10 protein-coding genes are annotated in these 15,579 nt (G+C 43.0%); 2 read left to right on the top strand and 8 right to left on the bottom strand.

All coding sequences use genetic code 11. The annotated features are described in order from the left end of the window. Positions 1-901: 901 nt before the first annotated feature. Together mnmE and ADJ77_RS08710 are read right to left on the bottom strand one after the other, a co-directional pair. Positions 902-2,290, bottom strand: coding sequence for a tRNA uridine-5-carboxymethylaminomethyl(34) synthesis GTPase MnmE (gene mnmE, locus ADJ77_RS08715; RefSeq protein WP_025078520.1), 1,389 nt, complete (start codon positions 2,288-2,290; stop codon positions 902-904). Positions 2,291-2,502: 212 nt separating this feature from the next. Continuing rightward, positions 2,503-3,378 (bottom strand): nucleoside phosphorylase, encoded by an 876-nt coding sequence (locus tag ADJ77_RS08710; protein WP_025078521.1) that lies wholly within the window; start codon positions 3,376-3,378, stop codon positions 2,503-2,505. A gap of 478 nt (positions 3,379-3,856) precedes the next feature. Between ADJ77_RS08710 and ADJ77_RS08705 the strand changes: the two genes are divergently transcribed. Then, positions 3,857-4,897, top strand: coding sequence for an asparaginase (locus ADJ77_RS08705; protein ID WP_050696293.1), 1,041 nt, complete (start codon positions 3,857-3,859; stop codon positions 4,895-4,897). A 417-nt stretch (positions 4,898-5,314) separates the two neighbouring features. Here the strand turns inward: ADJ77_RS08705 and crcB are convergent, their stop codons facing one another. The 6 genes from crcB to ADJ77_RS08675 form a co-directional block, all read right to left on the bottom strand. Next, complete coding sequence (crcB, locus tag ADJ77_RS08700; protein ID WP_025078522.1) at positions 5,315-5,698, bottom strand: fluoride efflux transporter CrcB; 384 nt, start codon at positions 5,696-5,698, stop codon at positions 5,315-5,317. A 222-nt stretch (positions 5,699-5,920) separates the two neighbouring features. Continuing rightward, a complete protein-coding gene (locus ADJ77_RS08695; protein ID WP_025078523.1) occupies positions 5,921-8,722 on the bottom strand; it encodes a DUF5686 and carboxypeptidase-like regulatory domain-containing protein in 2,802 nt (933 codons plus the stop codon). A gap of 115 nt (positions 8,723-8,837) precedes the next feature. Beyond that, positions 8,838-10,145, bottom strand: a complete 1,308-nt coding sequence (locus ADJ77_RS08690) for an inositol-3-phosphate synthase (RefSeq protein ID WP_025078524.1) — start codon at positions 10,143-10,145, stop codon at positions 8,838-8,840. 19 nt (positions 10,146-10,164) lie between these two features. Beyond that, a complete protein-coding gene (locus ADJ77_RS08685) occupies positions 10,165-10,971 on the bottom strand; it encodes an HAD family hydrolase (protein WP_025078525.1) in 807 nt (268 codons plus the stop codon). A 123-nt stretch (positions 10,972-11,094) separates the two neighbouring features. Beyond that, positions 11,095-12,135: a CDP-alcohol phosphatidyltransferase family protein gene (locus tag ADJ77_RS08680; RefSeq protein ID WP_025078526.1), complete on the bottom strand. Its 1,041-nt coding sequence runs from the start codon at positions 12,133-12,135 to the stop codon at positions 11,095-11,097. Between the two features lie 68 nt (positions 12,136-12,203). Then, on the bottom strand, positions 12,204-13,856 hold the full coding sequence (locus ADJ77_RS08675; RefSeq protein WP_050696291.1) for a sugar phosphate nucleotidyltransferase: 1,653 nt from the start codon (positions 13,854-13,856) through the stop codon (positions 12,204-12,206). Between the two features lie 1,115 nt (positions 13,857-14,971). On the opposite strand from ADJ77_RS08675, the gene ADJ77_RS08665 reads away from it, so the two are divergent. Next, positions 14,972-15,541: an FG-GAP repeat protein gene (locus ADJ77_RS08665; protein WP_050696290.1), complete on the top strand. Its 570-nt coding sequence runs from the start codon at positions 14,972-14,974 to the stop codon at positions 15,539-15,541. Positions 15,542-15,579: the final 38 nt, after the last annotated feature.

Raw genomic sequence — 15,579 nt, 5'->3', positions numbered from 1 at the left:
CAGGTGAGGGATTTTATCGCTTCATCCGTTAAATGCGTGGACACTTTTCGTATAGCTTTAAAGGATGAACCGAGCTTATTCATTAAGCAAAACATAGCCAAGACGGTCTTGGCTACTTACTTTATTATCATCCTCCGATGCAGAAAACCTTTTCATGTTAATGCTTCGAAAATTGCAGACAACAGCTTGAAAAATCATGACATAATTTCGGATAAAATATCTACAGATAAAGGCAAAAATACGTGTAAAAAGCAAGTTTGCAACCAACAGTAAATCAATTAGTTATAAAGCCATGCAAGAAAAGGTGCTTAATTGGACTTCAAAAGGGCGTTAGTTAGACCTCAAAAGGGCATCTATTGCAAGTCAATTGGGCGTCTTTTCAAAGCCAATAGACCATGTATTGGTTTTGAATTGCATGAAAATAGTTTACAAACATTGGTTGATATGGGAATAAGTTGTTTGTTGAAGATGGAAAGACATGGTATTTATTTTCTGCATTTTTTTCTTGTGCCTAAGTATCTTCTTTCCTACTGTGTTGAATATCGACCACATCAAAGTAGTCGGCAAGTACATCCGGAAAGATGCAACGTAATAGTTGGTCATTCTTCATGATGCAAAGGTAATAAATACTTATGAAATTATGCGCTTAAGAGAAGTAGGTTTGCAACTGGGTTTTAGGACTGACCCTTCTTTCCTACTGTGTTTTAAGCACCTTTTCTTGCACAACATTGTAACATACAGAACTGATGTTAGCTACAGATACAAGACAAAAGGGTTTTTATGCTTGCTTTAAGGATGGACAACAATATTCTTTGTAAAAACATTTCAGAATACCAACCATGGCAAAACAGTAATCATTAAAACACCTTTCGGGACAAATAAAACCGATGCTACACAGACTCTACTTTCCGATGCAGAAGTGCTTGAAAATGTTTCCAAGTACTTCATGAGGGGTTATCTGTCCGCCTGTAATATCGGCAAGTTGGTCAAGGCAGATGCGTAGGTCTTCACTGACAAGGTCACCACTAAGGTTAAAGTTGAGACCTTCAATGACACGAAGAATGGACTCATCTGCATGGGTAAGGGCTTCATAATGACGGGCAGAAGTAATAATTACACTATTCTCGTTAATCTCGGGAATGTCAGCAGCTTCATAGATGGCAGCTTCCAGCTCAGCGATATTCTGCTTCAACTTTGCAGAAATATTGATAGTTCGCAAGTCATGTACGGCAGACTTTGGCTTTGACGTTGCACAATCTATCTTGTTGAAAATGGTAATCAGATGCTTTCCAGCTGTCAGTCGCAACATATCAGCACACTCCTCCGCCGTAGGTTCTTGATCAACAACCCACAGTACAATGGCAGCTTCATCCAACTTCTGATAAGCACGCTTGATACCTAACTGCTCCACATGGTCATCAGTATGGCGGATACCAGCTGTATCTATGAAACGGAAAGTAATTCTATTGATTTCTGTTGTGTCTTCAATGACATCACGGGTCGTACCATGAATATTCGACACGATGGCCTTCTCCTCATGCAGAAGACAGTTGAGGAGGGTTGATTTACCCACATTTGTCTTACCAACTATAGCAACAGGCACACCTTTCTTCAACGCCTTACCTGCTTTAAAGGACTCGGTAAGGACTGTAATTCTCTCATGAATCTTCTCTGCCAAAGCCTTCAATTCAGCACGGTCAGCGAACTCAAGTTCTTCATGATCAGAGAAATCCAGTTCCAGTTCCAATAGGGACGTCATCTTCAAAAGTTGGTCACGCAGGAGTGATAGTTCTGAACTGAAATGACCTTTGAGCTGACTGAGTGCCACTTGGTGTGAAGCACGGTTGGAAGCTGCAATGAGATCAGCAACAGCTTCCGCTTGACTGAGATCCATTTTCCCATTCAGATAAGCCCGTTGTGTATATTCACCCGGCTGTGCCTGCCGGCAACCGGCATCAATGAGAGCCTTTACGACCTGTTCAAGGATATAAGCTGAACCATGGCAAGATATTTCCGTACTGTTCTCACCAGTATAGCTGTGAGGGGCACGGAAGACACTGACAAGAACATCATCAATGGTCTTCCCCTTCCTATCGAGGATTTCACCATAGTGAAGAGTGTTCCCTTCAGCGTTGCAAAGTTCCTTCTTACCGGCACTTCTGAATACTCTATCTGTTATCTCTATAGCCTGCTTACCGCTAACTCTCACAACCCCGATGGCACCACCAGACTGCGTTGCAAGAGAACAGATAGCTTCACCTCCCGAAAGAACAGACCGGGACGTGTGCATTATTGATTGCTCTACCTTATCTGTTTGTTTATTCATAAGCAGTGATTAATGATACTAAACGATGATAAGCAGCCAACAACAGTAAGCGCAAAGGCGCATCAACATAAACTGTCAGCAACAAGTAGGGATGTACAACCTATGTGTCCACCAATAAACTTTATTAATGGCACACAGCTCATACGTCCCTACATCTTATCCTCCTCTTATTCTTCTTATACTCTTTCCAGCACCTTCTCTATCAAGCCGTCGATAGTATTCTTGTAGCTTGCATTGGCTTCCTTTGCAAGGCGGTTAGCAATAACCATACAGACAGTTACTGCCTTGTGACCCATAAGCGTTGCAAGACCAGCAAGGGCAGAGGATTCCATCTCAAAGTTTGTCACTTGCATGCCATTATAGGAGAAGTTCTCTATCTTTTCATTCAACTTAGGATCCTGCAAAGGCAAACGAAGCTCACGCCCCTGTGGTCCGAAGAAACCTCCACAGGCAATGGTCACTCCGCGTACCATGTCATCAGCAGCTATGCGGTCAAGCAGTTCCTTGTCAGCACAGGCTACGTAAGGATTACCCAACTGTGAATCCCATTCCACCTGCTTCTTGAACTGCTCCTCAAAATCAAGGTCACAAGCCTGATTGCGACCGGCATAGAAGTTCAGCAAGCCATCAAAACCGATGCTTTTAACTGATGCAATATAAGTACCAACTGGCGTGTAAGGCTGCAATCCTCCACAAGTACCGATGCGCACGAGTGTCAACTGGCGCAACTTATCGTGCTCAGTACGTGTCTTGAAATCAATGTTTGCCAGTGCATCCAATTCGTTTACAACAATATCTATATTGTCGCATCCAATACCTGTACTCAATGCCGTAATTCGTTTTCCTTGGAAAGTTCCTGTTATAGCACGGAACTCACGATTTGACACCTCACATTCAATGTCCTCAAAGTGAGAAGCAACGAGTGCTACACGACCAGGATCACCAACAAGTATCACCTTGTCAGCAAGGTTCTCTGGCTTCAGGTGCAAGTGAAAGATACTTCCGTCTTCATTGACAATCAATTCCGAGGGGGCAAAATATTTCTTCTCCATAGTTGAAAGATAATTTGGTAATTATTATGATTGATTATGTTTGAAACACAAAGATAAGCATAAAAACAGAGATAACCAAACGTTGCCAAGGAAAAATCTTGTTGATTACGAAGCATGCAGGGGCCGCAACGTCCTAAAAGATAGTCAAAAACACCTATTAATATATACAAGATTGATTCTGAATATTCTACGCAGAAAGGTTCATCCTAAGTTAAGTGTTCAATAATAAAAGCAGTCTATGCTGCTTCCTTTTTCTCCCCTGCTCTACCGATATATCCAAGTTCTCCCGTTATTCCAACAGTTTCATCAGTCATACAGCCCACTATTCGCTTTCAAGACGAACGCAAAAACTTATCTCCAAAAAGACAGGAATACATCAACGGTAATTTTTGAAACCTGCCATAAAATAATTATGTGAGATATACTATGTGAGTAAAATGTTTTTGTTATCTTTGCAAAAGTAACAAACTAATGCACGATGAACAGAACCAACAAAGTTTTGCTTATTTACACTGGCGGCACCATTGGCATGGGGCATAATCAACGTACAGGCGCATTGGAGCCATTAGACTTCAGTCATCTTGTTGAAAACGTTCCTGAGTTCAAACTAATCCCGACGAAAGTTGACACCTATCAGTTCGACCCTCCCATCGACTCTTCGGACATGTCACCTCTGCGATGGAAGCAGTTAGTGAAAGTCATATCAGACCGTTATAACGACTATGACGGCTTTGTGGTACTGCACGGTACGGACACGATGTCCTATACTGCATCCGTATTGTCATTCATGTTTGAGAACCTTACAAAGCCAATCATCCTCACTGGCTCTCAACTCCCTATCGGTCAGCTTCGTACTGACGGAAAGGAGAACCTGATGACGAGTCTCGAACTGGCTTCTGCACATCACAAAGATGGCACGCCAATGGTACCGGAGGTGTGTATCTACTTCAGTGGTCACCTGCTGCGAGGTAACCGTTCGACGAAGCAGAACGCTGACGAATTCAATGCTTTTGACTCCTTTAATTATCCCCACCTCTGTGAGGCTGGTGTCAACTTCACCTTTGACGAGCATCATATCCTGAAGCCCGACTTCACGAAACCGATGGTTCCTCACTTTGAACTGGACAATAATGTTATCATATTCTCTCTCTTCCCAGGTATAGAAGAGCACTTGATTCATCACATGTTTGACGCACCAGAGTTGCGAAGTATCGTAATGCGTTCTTATGGAAGTGGAAATGCTCCGCAACAAACTTGGCTTATGGACATACTGCACAAGGTGTCAGAGCGGGATGTGGTAGTAGTGAATATCAGCCAGTGTATCAGCGGACAGGTTGAGATGAACCGTTATGATACTGGGTATCAACTCAAGGATGCTGGCGTTATCAGTGGATATGACAGTACTGTTGAAGCTGCCGTAACAAAGTTGATGTATCTGCAGGCACAATATGATGACACAGAAACTATCCGAAAATACATGAATCAGTCAATTGCGGGTGAAATCACGATTTATAGTTGACAAGTAGACAAGTTAACGAGTGGACAAGGTGGTTGTTCATCGTTGAAATGTAAACAAGTTAACGAACTAAGGAGTTAGGAGGTTCCTTTTAGAATAAAATACGAGGCTGTATCAAAAGCAAGCCATACGCTTTTGCATCTGATACAGCCTCGATTTAATTTGTCATGACAACATTCAATGTTGTCTGCATACCCTTTTTATATACTGAAAAACCACTGCCCACAAATTATTTTCATGAAAAGAAATATTTTTCTTCACAATAAGAAACATTTTTCTTCATGAAAATAAATATTTCTTTTCATGTAAATAATTTAGCAGACAAGAACAGCAACCAGGAGCAAACTGACTTATATTTTCTGTTCAAACAATTATTTTACAAGCTGATAAGAGCTTTTATGCCCATGCGGCAGCTGTTGATTATCGTAAGGACATTACAAGCTGGCGACCAGCCAATACTGCAATGAAGCCCAAGGCAAGGGAAGCTATGACATAAAGTGCTGAAACAGTAAAGTCATCACCAGCTTTCACCAACGTTACATGCTCATTCATAAAGGTTGAGAAAGTTGTAAAGCCACCACAGAAGCCTGTAGTAAGCAGGAGCCTGACAGCAGGGTTTAATCCCCCATTATCGCTGGGTAACGAGGAGAAGACACCTATCAGGAAACAGCCAAGTACGTTCACCACCATAGTGCCCAATGGAAAAGAATCTGCTACTGCCAACTGAACATACTTTGAAATAACCATCCGCAGACTTCCACCCGCAAAGCTACCAATACCTACTAAGATAATATCCTTAAACATTCTAAATCAAAATGCGTAATTCAAGATTACACAAATAAAATTATAATTATCACACACTAACAAACATCTTTGTTGCAAAACGATTCCTAAGGAGACAAATATAGTTCCCTATCGGCTGCAAACTGTAGAGACGCACGGGTCATACGCACAACTATAAAAAACATTGTCGGATACACAAACCGAACGCCCCTCTTACTTATCACTGCTTTATGGAAGCAAGACTTAGAACACCAGATTGAATCCGAATCTGATACCGCTCTTCGATATACCCGGAGCATGCGTGTAAGTAAGGCGACGAACATAATCAACCTCCAAGCACTTGAAGATATTATGTACGCCAACGACAAACTCCAAGTAAGGGTCGTGCGTCATAATGCGTGTGCCCTCTGGGAACTTATACAGGTCCGGGTCATTGATATTCTGCAGTAAATACGGGTTGTTCTTATCCGTCAGATGTCCCCACATACCCTTGAAAGAGACATATTCACGCCACTTCAGCTTCTTGATAAGCGGAACACGATTGAAGATCTTACCCTCCAAATCCCATGCAAGATTAAACTGAGCATAACGGTCGTTAAGGAATTCAAGACTCTGCATGAGGTTGAACGTTCCCTGATGCTCGAAATATGAGGTATTTACTGGTGGCGTGATAAGGAACTGGAAGGGCACCTTATTCCACTGTGCACCACCCTGCACACGTGTATCGAAATGTCCCCAGCTACCAAGCCAGAAACGTTTATAAACCGACACTTCTGTCAGATTACTGTTGAAGTTACCTCCTAAGAAGTGTTTAACACCCATGGTATGTGTCAGTTTGAACTCTGGCGCATCAAGATTCACCTCCATACGCTTCTGCTTTGAGTTCACATAAGTCTGTCCCGGACGGAAATTAAATCCAAGGATGACCTCCGTCATACGTAGCTTGTCAACCAACGTACCATCCATCTTCTCATAAACCAGTTTGCCTGTCGGTTGATTGCTTTCCGTCCGAAGCTCAAGACTAGTTGCCAAGCCATAGCTAGTTTCCCACATGAAGCTAATCTTCTGACGGTCATAGAAGTACATCTGTTCAACCTTTACAGGACGGAATGTCATGAAGATGTTATCCTTGTTATGCTTTAGATACTTGTCTGAAGGTGACTCAACATCTCTGCTCGACTCAACAGATATTGTACGGACCGGAAATTCGATAGGCTGATAATCAGGCTTATTGAACGAATAAGTCACTTTTGCGTCATAATAACTGCGATGCGATTTCGTACCGTAAGCATAGTAACCCTCGAAGAACCAGTGAGGATTGAACTTGGCTGTAGTACGTGCTGAAGCACGCAGACGAATACCGTCAACAAAGTTCTTTGAAACAAATGTGTTGACAGGACCCAGGTCAACCTTACTTGGTGTTTTCTCTGAACCTGTTTCGATGAAGTTTTCGATGAGAGCCTTCGATGCAAACATTACCCATTTGAAATGCTTGGTCTTAGCCATACGCTTGATGAATGAATCCATACCCGCCTCACTCTTCGTCAGTTGGGTAGTTCGATGTGCTGCCCAGAAGTCGTTGTCACGCATCTTGGCATTGACATCATAGGTTATCTTTGCCTTCCCCTTGAAGAGTTTGGTATCAATAGGATTGAAGGAATAGTTTGTCATACCCGTTGTACGGATGACGATAGCACGCTGCAGGAGGTCTGTGAGCTTCAGCTCTGCTATCATATTGTCGGTTGTCAGAGCCCAGTCACCATTATCCAGCTTGGTAAATTCCTGTTCAAATTTCATGGCATCCACGAAATTTACACCCGTATTGGCAGGCAGCTGCATGTCGCATTTCTTCACATGAAGCGAACTGTCATTCAATATGTACAGCTCACCACGGAAGCCGAAATCCTGTTGGTTAGCTGGCATGAACTGCAAACGAATGCACTGATTCTGGTTCACATAGACGGTATCGTCTATATAAAAATGGTAGAACGAAATGGCAGTAGAGCCTATTGGCGAAGGGAAACGCTTCTGAAGGAGGTCTATCTGGTCATCATAGAGATTGATATCCTTGAAGAGATCCTTGACAATCGTATTCAGTGCCTCGCCTGTCTGTATAAGTTTTGAAATACCTTTAGTAGACTGTCCCAACACAATATCCTTCTCATCACGTGGACTCTTGCGATAGAGATGCTGCGTAAGGGTTTCATCCACAGAAATCGGTAGGATGAGTTTCTTGTTATAAGGACAGACCTCTACCTGTTCGAGGAGCCACGGTGCCTTCTTGAACATTGAACCTTCGAGTTCATCTGGTGTAAGGTTATTGATTGCCATTGTCACCTTCTGATACTTATCATACTGATAATAATCGTGGTTCTCCAAGTGAGTCTGCTTCTTTGCAGCGATGACACGCCGCATGAGTTCTACTGCAGGGTTGTCCTTTCGTGAGTATTTATGACGCCGCTTTGCCTTTACCACAACTCCCTGCAACTGCCTGGAATCGGAAATAAGTGTCACATGTAGCATGTTAGGAGTATCTGACGTTATCTTAATACGGCGTGGCTTATAACCGACAGCAGTCACAGTAAGCTGCTCACCCGGCTTTCGTGCTATCGAGAAGTGTCCGTCAGCATCGCTTGACACACCCAGTTTAAGGTTCCGATAAACAGCATTTGCGTATGGTATACTGTCTCCTGTCTGTGAATCAACCACATAACACTGCAGCAAGTTACTGTCAACTATAGCTGGTTTAGCTGCTTCTTTTGCCAGTGAATCCATCATCTGAATGAGAGAATTGGTAGCTAAAGCCATCGAATCAGTAGCCAACAGGAGGGAATCCTTCCCCAGTTTCAAAGAATCATTACGCACAGGTAAGGTGTCTGAAACTATAAACCAACTACGAAAAGAATATGCCTGTGCCGTAAAAGAGACAAGAAAAAGAAGGAGAAAGGACAGGGTAATCCTTTCCATTATCCGCATTTCTTCCCTCTGCCTGAAAGAGGAAAGAAGCGAGGTAACACATCTATCAAGTTTTGATGATTTATTCATATCTTACTTTGTTTTAGGACAATACAGAACAGCCAATAACAGCTGTCCTGCACCAAAAGGACTCCCATCCTTCCACAAGAAATTGAGAGACTATGCAATGGGAGTGAGGAAACTTCTAATCAATCTCTTCATCGGCTTCGTATCCACCCATTTCTCTAATGGCATTCTTGAGCATTGTGTACTGTTCAAAGAGGTTGTTGACAGCCTTTTCACCACGTGTAAAGTCGTGCATTGGACTCTTGAGGAATATACTCAAGAAGCGTTGAATACCATAACGACCGGCACGAGCAGCAAGATCGGACAGCAACGTGAGGTCAAGAAGCAATGGAGCAGCAAGGATGGAGTCACGACAGAGGAAGTTGATCTTTATCTGCATCGGATAACCCATCCAACCAAATATATCTATATTATCCCACCCTTCCTTGTCATCATTCCGAGGAGGATAATAGTTGATGCGCACCTTATGATAGATATTACCATAAAGATCAGGCTGATCTTCAGCCTTACAGATTGTCTCAAGTGTTGACAGCTTGCTCACTTCCTTGGTATGGAAATTGGCTGGCTCATCAAGAACCAATCCGTCACGGTTGCCCAAGATGTTGGTCGAGAACCATCCTGCCAATCCGAGGTTACGGGTCTTGATGATGGGCGCAAAGCCCGACTTGACCAGTGTCTGACCTGTCTTGAAGTCCTTGCCGGCAATAGGCATACGCATCTTCTCCGCCAGTTCCCACATAGCAGGTATGTCGACTGTCGTATTTGGAGCACCCATAATGAACGGACATCCCTCTGTCAATGCCGCATAAGCATAGCACATAGATGGCGCAATATGCTCTCTATCATCCGCTTTCATTGCCGTTTCCAGCTGATTGAGCGTCTTGTGATACTGCTCGTCATAAGGAACATAGATTTCGGTGGAAGCAGCCCAGATGACAACAATGCGTTCACAACCATTTACTTCCTTGAAGTTACAGATGTCATTCTGCAATTCCAGCACCATTTCCCAGCGTGTCTTGCAGTCTTTGACATTGTCACCATCCAGCCGTTTGGCGTAATTTCTGTCAAATGCAGCTTTCATTGGCTTGATAGCCATCAGTTCCTCTCGTACTGGTTCAATATCCTTTGCCTTCAAGACTTCAGCATATACAGCAGCTTGGTAAGCATTCTGAGGATATACATCCCACGTGCCAAAGACAATATCCTCCAGCTTTGCCAATGGAACAATATCCTTATAATGAAGATATTTCTTGTCTACTCCGCGTCCGACACGGATTTTATCGTATTGAGTCATAGAGCCGACAGGCTTCGTAAGACCCTTGCGTGTCATTAACACTCCGGTCATGAAAGTCGTGGCAACTGCGCCGCAACCAACGACCATTATTCCTAATTTGCCTTCTGCAGGCTTAACGTTTGTCTGCTTCATGTGATTATTACTGCAATATTTATTTAACGCAATTGAATGGCGTATATTGTCTTATTATAGATAGTAGTTCGCCTAAATCTTTGATAATATGGTCTGCAACACAGGATGACGGGTCTTCATCAGTCCATCCTTCGCCCTTTAACCAGACCGTCCGGCAGCCCGTTTCATGGGCAGGAAGTATGTCTTTCGTATAGCTGTCACCAATAACGACAACCTCTTCCGCCTTTACTCCCAAAGACTCCACAGCTAATTTAAATATTTGCGGATCAGGCTTTCGCACACCAACAACGGCACTCTCCGTAACAGTATCAAAGAGAGAAGACAAGCCAAACTCCTCAAGAACAACAGGCATATTGCCATAAAAGTTGGTTACCAATCCCAACTTATGCTCTTTCTTCAGCTCTACAAGTACTTTCCGACTCTCTTCAATATTGGCTTTCACCTTACCGTACACATCATTTACCAGAGAGGTTTGCATCCTACCAGCCATTTCCTTGTCGTCAGACAGCCAGCCACGACACATCAGGAATTCAAACTCTATCCTCAACTTTGCCATCAACATTAACAGGAAAGTATAGTGCGGCTGTATGACTGGTTGCTTCCCCAAGGTTCTTTCGGCATATACATAAGTTTCACGAAACTGCTCTTCTGTTACTGGAACACCTTTTCTCTCATAAGCATGCCACAGCATCTTTCCCCAGTGACAGCCTACAGTATCGAGAGTACCGCCGAAGTCAAAGAGAAGAGCAATCCCCTTCTTCTCTCCACCCTGAGGGTAAGATTCAGTTTTTAAAGTTGATAATATATCGTTTGATTCCTTATTCATTATGAATGATTTAACCAATGACAGACTGTCATGTGCAGTTGTAAGCAACAATATCAGAGTCCTCCAAGCATTCCTTCTACAATCATCTCTGCGTTTCCTGCAAGAAAGAATCCAGGCTGATGACTACTTCGGAGTAAGACTCCTGCACAGATCCTCATGCCGTTTATGCATATAGACATACAGAATATTATATATCGTTATCTCAAATAAGAGATAGACCCACGGACAATTCAGCAGACAAGTGACATAGATAAGAATAGCACGGCTGTTGAAAGACAGGAAGTTCGTGTAAGGCATCAATGGTCGGCTACCTGACAGAAAACGGTCTTTAATATTCTGCGAAACCTTGTCAATATTGCCATATTCCTCCATCAATGCAGCGTGGAACTTCTGGAACATAGGAGTCCTGCGTTCCTGGCTCTTGCAATATCGTTGATAATTACTATGAAAAGCACGATCCCAAAAGACCCCTTTTTTCCCTTTCAGGCTCTCCGCAATGATGTGTTCCCGTTCGTATGAATCAAGTTCTGCCCCTTCCTTGCCTTTCAAAAAATAGAGATGTATCTGTCGATAATAATCGCTCAATGAACTTTGGGGAGAGTGACTCAGCAGACCAGCAACGGCAACTAATGCCAATCCCCAGAAACCCCACACTTCTGATGTGCCGGGCATTGACTGATTCCAGAGTCGGAAGACAATCGCCAGATAGATGGCAAAGAACCACACGTCACCTGCAAATCCATCCAGACAACGTCCTTTCATTGATTGTTGCTTGGTGAGTCTTGCAAGCTGTCCATCGGTTGAATCACAGAAATTAGCCAACATCAACAGTATTATTCCCAAGACATTGTATAAGGTATCAGTGAAGAAGAACATTACCCCGGCACCCACTCCAAGGAAGATGGACAGAATGGTAATGGCATTAGGAGTGACTCCCAGCCGATGCCACAACAAGGCAAAGGCAAGTCCAATAGAACGGGTGAAGTAAACATCAAGCCACTCCTCGGTATCCATTGACTTGAAAGAGGCACGGAGAAGGGTGCGGAAGCTGTTCCCACCATCTTCTCCTTCACCCAAGGAGGGAGAAACGGAATGCTCCGTCAAATGGGGATTTCCCTCTGATTGATGAAGATATGATTCTTTATTTTGTTGTTCTTTTGTCATTGTTTCTTAATCATTATGAGCGGGGATGGATAGTTACGGGAATATAGCAAGGGATGGACAATCCCCAACTAACAACCATCCTCAACTGATACACGCCCCTCTCTTCGAGAGGAAGAAAAGGAAGAAAAAACCTGCACTATTGCCCTCACAGCTTCGTCCCTACATCTTGAAAAACTGGGCCAGTCATTGAAATCAATGATGACATAATCACCATTTTCCTGCACAATGGCATCGCCTCCATATATAGGGGTATACAGCAGACGTGCCAATGTATCTGCATCAGCTTGCAAGCTGGAAGAAGAAAACGGATAATACCGTGGTTTCCCGTTCTTCTGTTCATCACCGAACTTTGTTTCACTGTCATCACCAGAATAGTAATAACGGAAAAAGCCAGTGCCTTCAACACCATAGAATTTCACGACATCGCCTTTTACATGTGCCTGTACAACAACATCTGTGATACCACGCCTGGCAAAGTCTGCCTTTGTCTTTTCCAGTTCCGTCTTGTTCCGACAGAAGCACACATCCTCCTTACTCTGTGCAGTGGTATCTCCCCGCTTTACCCAACAACCATTGCTGTCATCATCAGGTGGGACAGGCAGGTGATTCTCTCTCATCACTTTATCAATATTGCTCCGTCTGCAAGCCCGCACACCAACTGGTGAATTCAAAACCAGCATACCTTTCTGCTCCAACTGTCCAAGACAATCCAAAGCCTCGGGACTGCGAGCCATTGAGAAAACATGACAGTAGCCGTGGAATATTCCAGACTGGTCTGAAGAAGCAGACTCCGCATGAGAACCGAAACTTTCTACCAATTCTTCCTCGCTGATAATCCTTGCGTTTCCCAAAAGTCGTCCCACAGCATGCAGAACCGCCAGATCTTTATCTTCTGAATTAGGCGAATAGCATGCTGCACGCTGTACAAGCAGATACTCTTCATAAGACCTGCCACAGAAATTGGTTGTAGCCTTCTCCTCTTTCAAATGGAGAATGCTTGGGCAATCTACTTGCGTTTCCACCTTCCTTATATCCTCTGCATGATCAATATCAAACACCTGTGTCAGAGGATAGGCTTCAATCTGTAAGCCTGCAGCAACCAATGCCCGTTGGAAGTTGCGCATCCTGCTCTCGCCTTGCTCCACACAACTTTCAAGAACTGAGAGCGTTGATGGCGTTAAACCATAGATACCTGCCGAGATAAAACGTGAATCCGCCTGTGCGGCATCATAGTAGCCATTGACACTCAGGGTATCATCAACGCCCACATAGAGTGGCTTCTCATCGTCGACATAATCGGTTACGCCCATCAATGCCTCCACCCCATGAGCTATTCTGTCTTGAAAGGACAAGACGTAATCGTGAAACTCACGCTCATCAAAGATTGTATCAACAGTTGTCAGCACAAACGGCTCATCCCGAAGAAAATCACGCAACACATAGAAACTGTGCATAGAGCTGGGAGTTGACTGGACCACAAAACGCAGCGGAACAGGCTGACCATTCAGTCCATTACCCTGAATGTCATCCAAATGACCTGCCACATCAGTCATGTGCTCATTACAGATAACAACAATCTCCGTAGCATTATTTGCCATGAAAATTCTTATCAACCTGTCTATGAGTCGTTCTCCCCTGACCTTTACTAACGGTTTGGGCTCAACAATACCTTCCTGCGCCAGTCTTAAACCATCACCAGCTGCAATAATTGCAAATTTCATTTCTGCAAAGATACATAATTTTAAGGAGATATACCCCTCCTTAATAACGTTTTTCAACCTGACTACACTTTCCACTGACGTAAAAACAAGATTAAAGTTGCACTTTACTTTCGATGAAGTTCTGCTAAATTAGACACCATCCACCCCTCTTCTACATCACTATCAGATTGTAAAACCAAGAAAACAGACACAAGTTTAAAAGATTCTGACATGCTTCAACACACATGTTTATATGCTTTTTTAATCCAAAGAAAGTATAGATTAGGAATTATTTTCATGAAAAAAAATATTTATTTACGTGAACAGAAATATTTTTCTTCATGAAAAGAAATATTTTTGTTCACGTAAATAATTCCATATTGTGTGACAAAAAAGCAGTTCTGAGACATTCCGTAAGAGACCAGCCTCTTCGCTAAAAAAGATATAGGTATGCTCTTAAAAATCCTCATAAAGGGGAAATAGTCATAGACACATTCTACTCTTTGTGTCTCTTTGCTTTTATCGGTATCTTGTTCTTTCTCTTTCAATCGCATAGTCTGCAATGCTCTTGCAAGAAGAAAGAAGAAAAGCTCGACTAATTAAAGACACCGACACACTGTAGAAGACTGCACGACGAATGTGTGTTCAGCCTTCTATTCGTTAATTAAATGTTAAAGCAATACTTATTTGAATAAAAAACTTGCCTGTTTGCATATTCATTCTTACCTTTGCATATATAAATCATGAGGTTGATAACAACAACATAACACAGACTGAATATAGAAAACAAATGATAAAATCTGAATTAATATCGACAATTCTATAAGATAAAATCAAACTGTTTATAAAGGATGAAAGGGAGAAAAGTTATTATCACGCAAACTTCCAAATACAAGATATTGGCTGTTTAGTTGTGCGTCTATCGCTCAAGGATAGTTAACGCTAACTACGGTTCTAAGGATTACGGGGTAGTTTTTAAGGTAAGGGATAACAATCTTGTCCCGATGTTTATCGCATAAGTATGCGTAGATTTTCGGGAGCTATCAGCCAGTCCTGGTTCCACACATGTGGAATCAGGATTTTTTGTTTTAAAAATTTTGATTTATCTTTTTAAATGCTTATCTTCGTACCCAGATATGTTTAAGAATAGATACAAGCGGCTCATCTGCCTGCTTTTCCTTGTCCTCACTGCGGGCAAGAGCATGTCACAGCAGCGCCTGACCTTTGGGCTGGAAACTGTTAACGATTCACTTTCATGGCTATGCCTGATTCCTGCAACTGAAGTGGAAACTGCAAAGACAGGGCACAGCAGAAAGGGAAAAGGCATGATGGCAATTGCAAAATGGAAACTCCCCTACCCTGTCTACCAACTGGCAACAGGTGATGTTAACGGTGACGGGAAAGAAGAAGCACTTGTCGGTGTTATCAAGCCGACCCGTTTCTATCCACAGCCTGCACGCCGGCTCTTCATTTTCAAGCAGGTGAACGGCAAGATACGCCCCATGTGGATGGGCTCCCGTGTAGGTGGAATCCTATGCGACTTCCGTTTTATTAAACCCTATGTCCGCACGCTGCAAGCAACAACTGACGAGAAATATGTCGTGGCTGACTACGTCTGGGATGACTTCGGACTTTCTTTCGTACGATATCTTACCAAGGCTGTCAGCTATGAAGAAGCCACTGAACGATTTACTTCTGACGAATGAAAAAAATTATTACATTAAAAGAACAGACAAAATGAAAC

The organism is Prevotella fusca JCM 17724, from assembly GCF_001262015.1.
Classification (GTDB): domain Bacteria; phylum Bacteroidota; class Bacteroidia; order Bacteroidales; family Bacteroidaceae; genus Prevotella; species Prevotella fusca.
This window is presented reverse-complemented; position numbering and strand designations above follow the sequence as displayed.